This window comes from Geobacter sp. (genome assembly GCF_030834625.1).
Classification (GTDB): Bacteria; Desulfobacterota; Desulfuromonadia; order Geobacterales; family Geobacteraceae; genus Geobacter.
This window is the reverse complement of record NZ_JAUQXO010000061.1, coordinates 1-9,514: the sequence shown is the minus strand read 5'-3', so window position 1 is coordinate 9,514 and position 9,514 is coordinate 1. Positions and strand designations below refer to the sequence as shown.

10 protein-coding genes and 1 other RNA gene are annotated in these 9,514 nt (G+C 60.3%); 2 read left to right on the top strand and 9 right to left on the bottom strand.

Annotated features, from left to right (window positions below):
- Positions 1-17: 17 nt before the first annotated feature.
- From groES to RCH91_RS14360, 4 genes are all read right to left on the bottom strand, one after another.
- Positions 18-305, bottom strand: a complete 288-nt coding sequence (gene groES, locus RCH91_RS14375; RefSeq protein ID WP_306535659.1) for a co-chaperone GroES — start codon at positions 303-305, stop codon at positions 18-20.
- A 139-nt stretch (positions 306-444) separates the two neighbouring features.
- Complete coding sequence (locus RCH91_RS14370; protein WP_306535658.1) at positions 445-1,035, bottom strand: hypothetical protein; 591 nt, start codon at positions 1,033-1,035, stop codon at positions 445-447.
- Entirely contained in the window at positions 1,029-1,301 is a 273-nt protein-coding gene (locus tag RCH91_RS14365; protein ID WP_306535657.1) for a DUF507 family protein, read from the bottom strand. The genes RCH91_RS14370 and RCH91_RS14365 overlap by 7 nt, the downstream gene beginning before the upstream one ends.
- A gap of 32 nt (positions 1,302-1,333) precedes the next feature.
- Entirely contained in the window at positions 1,334-1,618 is a 285-nt protein-coding gene (locus tag RCH91_RS14360; RefSeq protein WP_306535656.1) for a DUF507 family protein, read from the bottom strand.
- Positions 1,619-1,839: 221 nt separating this feature from the next.
- On the opposite strand from RCH91_RS14360, the gene aroF reads away from it, so the two are divergent.
- The gene (aroF, locus tag RCH91_RS14355) at positions 1,840-2,874 is read left to right on the top strand and encodes a 3-deoxy-7-phosphoheptulonate synthase (protein WP_306535660.1); all 1,035 of its coding nucleotides are present in this window, start codon (positions 1,840-1,842) and stop codon (positions 2,872-2,874) included.
- A gap of 42 nt (positions 2,875-2,916) precedes the next feature.
- Positions 2,917-3,098, top strand: a non-coding RNA gene (ssrS, locus tag RCH91_RS14350) — 6S RNA.
- A gap of 65 nt (positions 3,099-3,163) precedes the next feature.
- Here the strand turns inward: ssrS and RCH91_RS14345 are convergent.
- From RCH91_RS14345 to RCH91_RS14325, 5 genes are all read right to left on the bottom strand, one after another.
- Positions 3,164-4,381, bottom strand: coding sequence for a DUF3365 domain-containing protein (locus tag RCH91_RS14345; RefSeq protein ID WP_306535655.1), 1,218 nt, complete (start codon positions 4,379-4,381; stop codon positions 3,164-3,166).
- A 68-nt stretch (positions 4,382-4,449) separates the two neighbouring features.
- A complete protein-coding gene (locus RCH91_RS14340) occupies positions 4,450-6,411 on the bottom strand; it encodes a hypothetical protein (RefSeq protein WP_306535654.1) in 1,962 nt (653 codons plus the stop codon).
- A gap of 34 nt (positions 6,412-6,445) precedes the next feature.
- On the bottom strand, positions 6,446-7,636 hold the full coding sequence (locus RCH91_RS14335) for an ImmA/IrrE family metallo-endopeptidase (protein WP_306535653.1): 1,191 nt from the start codon (positions 7,634-7,636) through the stop codon (positions 6,446-6,448).
- A complete protein-coding gene (locus tag RCH91_RS14330; protein ID WP_306535652.1) occupies positions 7,636-7,929 on the bottom strand; it encodes a type II toxin-antitoxin system HigB family toxin in 294 nt (97 codons plus the stop codon). Before RCH91_RS14330 ends, RCH91_RS14335 begins: the two co-directional genes overlap by 1 nt.
- A gap of 199 nt (positions 7,930-8,128) precedes the next feature.
- Positions 8,129-9,337: a hypothetical protein gene (locus RCH91_RS14325; protein ID WP_306535651.1), complete on the bottom strand. Its 1,209-nt coding sequence runs from the start codon at positions 9,335-9,337 to the stop codon at positions 8,129-8,131.
- Positions 9,338-9,514: the final 177 nt, after the last annotated feature.

Sequence of the window (9,514 nt, the reverse complement as noted above, 5' to 3'; positions counted from 1 at the left end):
CTTCGTGGTGAGTTTCCTTAGCCGACGATCGCCAGGATCTCGTCCTCGCGGACGATGACGTGGTCCACGCCGTCGATCTTCACTTCCGTGCCGCTGTACTTGCCGATCAGCACCTTCTGGCCGGCCTTCACGGACATGGGGTTGCGGGTCCCGTTCTCGTTGATCTTGCCTTCGCCGACGGCCACCACCTCGGCCTCCATGGGCTTCTCCTTGGCGGTGTCGGGGATGAAGATCCCTCCTGCGGTAACTTGCTCCTCCTCAATTCTTTTTACGAGGATGCGGTCCTGCAACGGTCTGAGTTTCATCTGCTGCTTCTCCTTTCTTCCATGAGTATGCTCACGAGATTTCACTGAAAAAAATTAGCACTCGATACTGCTGAGTGCTAACACGGAGTAACTATAGTCACCCCCCGGATAAAAATCAAGGTGATTCGCAAAAAAAAATTCAGGGGGATGACGATGAGGGAGAGCGTGAAGGCGCGATGGCCTCAAGGACTTTCAGGGATAGATCGCGGGCAAGGGCCCGGGCGAGGCGGTCCCTCTCCCGGTCGACGGTGGAACGGTCGTGATCGAAGAAGCTCTCCAACGGCACGAAGATCTCCACTGAGGGGATGTTCTTCCCGGGCTCATGGATGTAAACCCGGGCCTTGACCCGGATGTTGGTGGAGCAGCAGCCCGAATCCTCCACATAGCTCCAGATGTCCCCGGAAATATAGAATTGCCGGGAGAGCCACGCGGGGTCCACATCCTTTACCTCGTCCTTGAGGATGGCGAAGGAGCGCACCCCCGTCTCTCGTCGTCGCCCATTGAGCTGGTCCACAAAATCGTTGAAGACCGTGGCGGAGAACTCCTCGGGGACCAGGGCCGCGGCAAAGGGAACCACGTAGGCGGTCTCCACCTCGGCGGCGGGGCGGAAGGAGGGAGAGACGGTGACCTGGGGCTTCGGCCCGCAGCCGGCCACCATGAACGTGAAGAGGAGCGTCAACAGTACAGAGAGAGCCATCCTCCGGTAAATGACGCTACCGAACGTCACCATTTTCTCCTGGCCATCTCTTCCTGGTAAAACTTCTGGTAGAGAACCTCGTACTCCCGGCTCCCCGGCACCTTTGCCTGGGCGTAGGAGGCGAGCTTTTTCCGGACGGCGGCGTCCACCTCGCCGGTCACCGCGAAGAAGGAGGAGATCGCCTCCTTGATGCACTGGAGGGAGCGCCGCTCATCGGGAAAGTCGACAAGGTCGTCCTTCCAGAGCCGGTCGTAGATCCGGTGGGCCAGATGGGATACGCGGTCTTCTGAAATGCTCATGGTTTTCGTGCTCCGTGCCGACCAGCCGAGGGTCAGATGACGATCCCCTTCTCCTTGGCCAGTCGCTCTTTGATCATTCTCAGCATCTTGTGCCGATCGATACCGACGCCCCCCCCCATGGAGCGCAGTGTCTGCTCCAGGAGGCGCTCGGCCTCCCGCTCCAGATCCTCTTCCCCCCTGGAGTCGGCGGCGATGGTCCCCTTGATCCGGTCGAGCACCACCCCCCGCTCGGCCTTAAGGGTGACGAGCCCCGCCGCGGTGAGCCGCTCCAGCACCTGCTCCGCGAGTCGAGCGATCTGCACATCCTTGAGCTTCATGGTTCCTCCCGATGCCCCTTCAGGTTGCCGCACGTCATGTATCGTCTTCGCCGCCTGTTTTACGGTTGGGAGTCCATTCTACCGATTGCCCGCGAAATTGCAAGGCGGCAGGTGTCGCGGCACAAACGATCCCGCAGGAAGCCTTCATGATTGACCCTCGCCCCCCCCTCTGGTATCGTTCCCCCGATGAGACGACTGCAATCTTGGACAGGGAGGGGCACGTGCTGATCGTCATGAACCATAAGGCTGGTCCGAAGCAGATAGAGGCGGTTGTGAAGGCGGTGGAAACCATGGGTCTCACGGCGGCGCCGATCCCGGGAAGCGAGCGGACCGCCATCGGCGTCCTCGGCAACAAGGGGTACGTGGACGACACCACGATCCGGGACCTCCCCGGCGTGCAGGAGGTGATCCACGTCTCCAAGCCCTACAAGCTCGTCTCTCGTGACTTCCATCCCCGCAACACCATCGTGAAGGTCTGCGGGGTCCCAATCGGTGAGGGGAAGCGGCCGGTGGTGGTGGCCGGCCCCTGTGCGGTTGAAGGGGAGGAGCAGATCCTGAAGACCGCCCGGGCCGTGAAGAAGGCCGGGGCGGATCTCCTCCGGGGGGGTGCCTTCAAACCCCGCACCGGTCCCCATACCTTTCAGGGGATGCGGGAAGAGGGGCTGAAGCTCCTGGCCAAGGCCCGGGAGGAGACCGGGCTCCCCATTGTCACCGAGGTCATGAGCCCCGACACGGTTGGTCTCGTGGCGGAATATGCCGACCTCCTCCAGGTGGGTGCCCGCAACATGCAGAACTTCGAACTCCTCAAGGAAGTGGGGCGCATTCGCAAGCCGATTCTTCTCAAGCGTGGAATGAGCGCCACTTTGGAGGAGTTTCTGGCCGCCGCCGAGTACATCCTGGCCGAGGGGAACCCCCATGTGATCCTCTGCGAGCGGGGGATCAGGACCTTCGAGACCGCTACACGCAACACCCTCGACCTGGCGGTGGTCCCCCTCATCCGGGAGATGACCCACCTGCCGATCATGGTCGACCCCTCCCACGCCACGGGAAAGCGGAGCCTCGTTGCCCCCATGGCCAAGGCGGCGCTGGTGGCGGGAGCCCACGGTGTGCTGATCGAAGTTCACCCGGAGCCGGACAAGGCCCTCTCCGACGGTCCCCAGTCCCTCACCTTCCACGGTTTCGACGTGCTCATGGAGGAAATCCGTCACCTGAACGCATTCCTCGGGTTCGGCGTCGGGGGAGAAAAAGCCTCTTGATTTCTCCGGGAGAGGGCGCTACACTAACCTCAAATATTAGAATTCTCTCTACCATGCTCGTCAGGCTGATATGCCCCAGCGGAACATTTACGTAAAACGGGGGCTCTTAAGGCCGTGGTGTGCTGCCCCATTAATGTGGGATTTGCCTGAAGCGGCACAGAGCCTGCCACCTGTAAGGAACTCGCTGTGAGGCCCTTACAAGCCAACGGCATGGTGGAGGGATGAAAAAAGAGGGGGGAAACGCACCACGCGCTTCCCCCCTCTTTTTTTCGTAACTTTTTCAGTGCGTCTAACGCCGTACATGTTCCCTCAAAATTGCCGTAAAGAGGGGGTTATGGTCCGAGCTCGACACGGAGAGGGCCATCTCCACCTCGGTTATCCCCCCCCTGATGTCCCGTATTTTCCGGGGAGTCGTCTCCCCCACCAATCCCCCCGTCCCGTCGCGCAGATATGCCATGATGCCGTCCCGCACCCCGTCACCGTCAGCCAGGAAGGTGTAGATCGATGCCCCCAGGAGCTCCCCCTTGGGAAGCCCGAAGATCTCCTCGGCCCTACGGTTGGTGATGATGAGCTTGCCGTCGGCCAGGAAGGTGACGATGGCCGACTGGGCCATTTCAAGGACGTTGCGGTAGCGGTCTTCGGACTCTGTACGCTGCCGGGTCTTGAGGTCCAGTTCCTCCATCATGCCGTTGAAGGCTGCGATGAGTTCGCCGATCTCGTCCCGGGAGCGCTGGGGAATCCGGTCGCCGAAGCTGCCGGTGGCGGTGACGTGGGAGATGGAGGAGGAAACCTGCCGGATCGGGTCGATGATGGCGCGGCGGACGAGTAGTCCCATCACGAGGATGATGAGGCAGAAGGTGAGCCCCCGGTAGGCAAGATCGTTCCTGAAGTTGGTCCCGGCCTGACGGTAGAGGTCGGCCAGGGGGATCGAGACCGACACGGCGCCGATCACCTCACCAACCCGGTAGTCGTAAGAGTAGTGCCCTTTGGGGAAACGGGCCTGAACAAAGGGAGGCGCCTCCTCGAAGCGGCCGTGGCATTCGAGGCAGCTCTTTTCCGCCACCATCGGGAGCATGTAGCGGAAGGTCTGCTCATTTCCGGTCTGGACGATCCGGTAGGTCTCCGCGATCTTCTTCGACGCGAAGAGCCCGAGCATCTCGGCCTCGAACCGGTCGGGGCGGTTCTCGGGGTTGCGGTAGCGGAGCGAAACCTGCCGCACGTAGTAGTTGCTCCCCTTGGTCAGCCGCTTGGCCACGTTGGTGGCCACCACCTGGGGGACGAGGTTGTAGTTCTCGTTGGGCTCCCCCTTCACCACGCTGGAGATGTACTCACGGGTCTCGATAATCTGCCGGGCAATACTTCGGGCATTGTCCACGGCGATCCGGTCGATGAGGGACCGCTCCCGGTGGTAGACGAAGAAAGCGGCCGCCAGGAAGACGAAAAGCAGGAGGAGCGACAGTATGATATTGAATTTGGTGGTGATCTTCAGATTGGCGAACCAGGACATGGGGCCTCCGGCGTTGCGTTACCCACCCAGTATACCCGGAGCTCGGCGGGTAGCAAGACCTTAACGGACTACCAGATGTACTCCCGGGCAGTCGCTCTCTTGTCGTGGCCGTGGAGGATGTGGAGGACCCGCAGCCCCTTGAGCTTCACCGGAGACAGGGATCCCAGGGGAATATAGACGATTTTCTTCCCCATCCGGGCCGCCATCTGGCGAAAGAGGCTCCGGGGGGGGCGGGCCGCCACGTACACCACATGCTTTTCGGGGGAGTAGTCCAGGGCCGCCAGGAGGAGCACCTCGGCCTTGGTGCGGGCGAAGGCGTAGTCAGGGTCCCGCCAGACATCCATCATGCGGCGGGGGGGGTAGGAGAGGAGGAAGCCGCCGTACTCGCAGCGGCAGATGCCGGGACCCACGATGTTGTCGGCCGGGGAGGTGGCGTAGAAGGCCATGTCCGACTCCTGGTCGTGCTCCCCAAGCCAGGTCATCCGGTAGGGGAACTTCCGGTTATCCCGGTCCTCGTCGAAGATCAACACCACCCCGCCGACGCCCCCCTTGGCCCGCTGGCTCTCCCGCACATAGATCCGGCCGTCGGCCAGATTGCGGAGAGTCTCCCGCATGTCGATCCCGTCCAGGAGCGAGGCGGTGAAGGGCTCGGTGCGGGAGAGCTCCTCGGAGAGCTGCAGGGCCCCCTTCTTCTTCAGGAACCGTCCGTAATCCTCGATCACCACATCCTCCGGGGGGTAGGAGCAGATGGAGGGGTTGTCGAACCCCTCCAGCCACTCGCCGGGGCGCTTTTCCTTCTTCCGCTTCAGGAATCCCAGGTGTGACAGCCCCTTCTGCCGCTTCTGCCGGGGACGGAAGCGGATCCGGCGGCTCCCCCCCCAGATCTCCTCGGGGGAAATGGCGAGGGTAGGGAGGTCGGCCTCACTCCGCTGCCAGTGGTAGCAGGTGGCCAGACGCCAGAAGGCATAGGCGAAATTGTCGTCGATGCACCCCCGGGCCGCGGCCAGGAGCTGGAACAGATCGGGGAGGAGCATCCCGCCGGTGAGGGCGTAGTTGCGGGCAAAGCGGAAAAAGGCCCGCTTCTGCCAGAGGTGGATCGGCTCGCCGGTCTCCTGCCGGTAGTGACGGGCCGCCTCCTGGAAGAGGTGAAATATGATCCGCTGCCGGTCGGGAAACTCCCCCTCCCGCCCCGTGTGGCGGGCGCTCCGGTCGATGGCGTGGCGCAGGAGCTCCTCCTCGGGGATATCCCGCTTCCCCCCCGCGATGAGCTCCAGGGCGCTGAAGCGCTTGCGGAGCGTGGCCCCGCCGTCGGCGGGCTCCGGGGGAAGGGGGCTCCGGCGCAGCTCGTACACCGCCGAGAGGAAGGGAAACTCACCCAGGATCTCCCGGACCGAATCGGGATGGAGGTTGAAGAGGGCAACCCCCTCGCGCCTGACCCGCTCCAGGGGAGCCGCCTGGGGCCGGCCGAACTCCTCCTTAACCCGCGCCAGGTGGAACATCCCGCAGATGAAGAGGATGCGGCCGTGCTCCCGGGCCAGCTGCTGGAGCCGAAAGGCCATCCCCTGCTCCCGCCGCCGGTCCTCGTGGCCATGGGGGAATTCCGCGCACGCCTTCCGGTACTCCTCGTAGTAGGGAGTGAGACCGATCCGGTGAATGGCGTAGGGGTCAGGCAGGGGCTCGTGGTGGAGGGGATAGGAGTCGGTATCCACGTCGACCATCTCCACGGGGATGCCCATCTCCCGGCCGAGCCGCGCCCCCTCCACCAGGGGGTCCGCCGGCTCCACGAGGAGATAGACCGTCTCCTCCCCCTTCTTCGCTTTTGTGCCGTAACGGAGCACGGATATCTCCGGCAGGCGGGCCACCCCCCGCTGGAAGGGGGCCTCCAGGGTCGGCGGCAGCTCCAGGGCGATGCAGTCGGGCTTCACCCGATGCACCGCCTCGCGCACAAGGTGGGCGAACTCCATCCGGTAGTGGAGGACGGGGAGGGCGTGGACCGGGCCGAACTGTTCGATGTGGAGACGGTGGGGCATGGCTATTCAGGGTGACTTTAATAACGTCAATTGCTTATGTGAAGAGCTTGCGAACCTTGTTATACCCGACCAAGTCTTTGAACACCTTGTAATTCCGTGTCTCTTTTCGGACGCGACCGGCAGGGATCGCTGGATTTATTCTGAGGCTGGTCGCGAATGAGAGAACATTGCGAGCCGAAGGTTTGCGTCCCATATCGGCGGCATGCCACGCCTCAGAAGGAATCAGTGCTTCGGTAGCCCAACGGTCTGCATCGACTTCATGGGTATCAATGCCTGCCTGGTCAAGGTCGTCGAAGAAGGCCGTAGCCTCTCCATCGAAATGGAGTGCAATATGCGCCAGTTCGTGGCAGAGCGTGAACCAGAAGTTATCCAGTCGATCATGACGCAAGGTCAAAGCAACAAGCGGTGAACCATCCAGCAGCATGATGGCGGCACCGTCCAGATGGGTATGGGGGAGGTGCGTTTCCACAACAAAGTGGATACCATTCTTCACAAGGAATTCCCGCGCAAGAAGAGGTCCTTCATCCAGATAACTCAGACGAACAAGGTCACGGACAAAGTCTTGAGTAACGGTGCCCGGCTGATACTTTGGCACCCTTTGCTCCAATGCCAACAGTGAGACCCGAATCCGCCACGCAGTCAGCGCATAACCGTCGGCTTCACTTCCCGAGCGTACATGCTGGCGCAAGAGAACAGGCTGTAAAGCATCGAAGCCGAGGCGTGCAGCCCACGCGCCAAGCAAATCACCAACCTGTTTCTTTGCTTCGGCAGGGGTCCCCTGGAAATCAGGTAGCCAGTTTCTCTTGAGCATCTCCGCCAGAGGGAAGCGCTCCCATTCAAACCCTTCGGGTGCCCGTGCAATTTGGGCACCCGGCTCCCTAAGGAGCACCGCCGCAGGTATTCCCAACCCTTCGTGAAGCTTGCGGATCATGCTGATGCTCAGAGGGCGCTGGCCTGACAACACCTCGGAAACTTTGCTCCGACTGCCGATAAAGGGGACCAAATCCTTCTGCTTCAGCCCTATCTGCTCCATCCGGAACTTAATGGCTTCCACCGGATCGGGCAGATCGATGGGATGGGCCATCTTCTCGTACAGCTCCACCAGGGTAACCAGCAGCTCCAGCTCGTCCCCCTCGGGGGTGCCCGGATCGGCGTCCATCAGCTCGTCGATGCGGGCCAGAGCTGCTTCGTAGTCAGTTTCGTTCTTTATGACCTTGGGGATCATCACACCACCTCAACGTCTGTCGCGTCGTATTCCCTATGTGTACCAATGAACCGGATCAGAACAACCGCATTCTTGTAGCTGATCTTCACCACCAGCCGGTACTTGTTGCCGCAGATGTTGAAGACAACCCGGCTGTCCTTGAGTATGCTGGCGCTGCGGTACTGGGATTTAATCTCCGCCGGATTTTGCCATGCAGCAGCTTCAGCCTCGGCGTACCAGGTCTTCAGGGCATCCTCGGCGTCAGGAAATCTCTCCCAAAACTCGCGCAGGGTTCTTTTGGCGACAACTCTCATTTTTTGTATATCAGTTCCCGGTCAAATATCAACAAGAAACATTCCCATTTTGGGAAATATTTCCACAAGCCCTTTCAATTCCGTATCAAACCTAATTTGACGTTTTGTTGGCCCCAACAAAACGTTCCGGTGGTAATCGCATCCAGATAGCGTGGCCAGATGGGGGGAAAATGCTCCTTTCGCCCCGTTCGAACAACAATCATTCGGCCGTTCTTCCAGCCTTCATCACGGCCACGTCGAGCTGCGAACGGAACCCTGCTAACTCGCATTCGCGGAGCTTGGTGAAAAACATGTTGTAGTCCTTCGGCGTGACCATGTTGAACTGGTAGCGCGTTGCAATGCCGCTACCTTTCAGCCACTCATTCAACCGCTCGAAATGCTGACGTGCAAACTCGTGCTTCTTCACGTTCTCAACCACAGGATCGGCAATCTCCTCGTCTCCCTTGATCTCCACAACGAAAATTCGGTCTCCCTGCTTTATGAAAAGATCGGGGCTGAAGTCGCCTCGCTTTGGGGTATTGCCCTTCTTCCAGGCGTACTCTACAGCGTAAAAGCCAACATGAGTGTTTTTGAGCCAGGAATCCAGCTTCAAGGAGTTGGCGCGTTTCGTCAGCTCGCGAATGAACTTCCGCTCCGGAGTGGCATCAGCAATGACAAGGTTGGTTGGCGTCTTGAAATCGGCAGCATTTGCCACGGCCGCGCGCCCGGCAGAAAAGTCGCCATCTTCATCAGCGACTTCCCTGAAGAATTCCTGTTGTTCGTCCAGCAATGTGGCTTCGCAGTCCGGAGGGAAAAATACCGTCTTGCTGCCGCGGCGTAGTTCCGCCGCACTGCAGCTCTCCGCCTGTCGCTCGGCAGTGCTCTTCACGACCAACGCCGTTGGAGAAAGTTTGTAGACTACCCGTTTGGCACTCTTGCGCCGTAGCGGGCCGAGCGCTTGCAGAAACTTTTGACGGTTGTCATCCGTGATGCGGTCGCCCTTTATTCCGGCACGTTTCAGGGATTCCCGCACAATAGCCTCGCATTTCTCCAGCGGGAATTTCTTCGCGTAGTTTGTCCAGTTTTCCGGATCCTCCTCCGCTGAGCTCTCGGTATCGATAGCTGCAAGCGCGCGAAACATCCGCTCCGCCACGTCCTCAATACCGAAGGTCTTGTATTCAACTCGGCTTGTGAATTTGAAGTGTTCACCACTCACTGCCCGCTCAAACTCCACCGTTACATCCTGTGCCTCAACCTGCGATGGGATATCCACATAACCCTGCTCCAGGAAACGATACTCTCCCTTCATGTGGTGTTCGCTGGCCTCGGGGTTGCGGGTATAATCCAGATGATGCACCGTGAAGTTGCATGGTGACTTCGTGAGTATTGAGGAAGTAAGGCGGCGCTCCACTTCCAGGATTTCGTTCACAAGATGCTTGATCCGCCCGGACCAGGCATCGTGGTTGTGAGGTGTCCTGTCAATAGTAGACACTCCCAACTCAAGCGGCGGCCGTGTTTGTGCAGAAGTTCAGGGCAAACACGGCCGGGGCCAGATAGCCAAGGCGCGAGTGGCGTCGTTGGCGGTTGTAGAATATCTCGATGTATT

Coding starts and splice junctions, on each gene's coding strand:
- groES (WP_306535659.1), bottom strand. CDS start 305: ATGAAACTCAGACCGTTGCAGGACCGCATCCTCGTAAAAAGAATTGAG.
- RCH91_RS14370 (WP_306535658.1), bottom strand. CDS start 1,035: ATGGTGACGTTCGGTAGCGTCATTTACCGGAGGATGGCTCTCTCTGTA.
- RCH91_RS14365 (WP_306535657.1), bottom strand. CDS start 1,301: ATGAGCATTTCAGAAGACCGCGTATCCCATCTGGCCCACCGGATCTAC.
- RCH91_RS14360 (WP_306535656.1), bottom strand. CDS start 1,618: ATGAAGCTCAAGGATGTGCAGATCGCTCGACTCGCGGAGCAGGTGCTG.
- RCH91_RS14345 (WP_306535655.1), bottom strand. CDS start 4,381: ATGTCCTGGTTCGCCAATCTGAAGATCACCACCAAATTCAATATCATA.
- RCH91_RS14340 (WP_306535654.1), bottom strand. CDS start 6,411: ATGCCCCACCGTCTCCACATCGAACAGTTCGGCCCGGTCCACGCCCTC.
- RCH91_RS14335 (WP_306535653.1), bottom strand. CDS start 7,636: ATGATCCCCAAGGTCATAAAGAACGAAACTGACTACGAAGCAGCTCTG.
- RCH91_RS14330 (WP_306535652.1), bottom strand. CDS start 7,929: ATGAGAGTTGTCGCCAAAAGAACCCTGCGCGAGTTTTGGGAGAGATTT.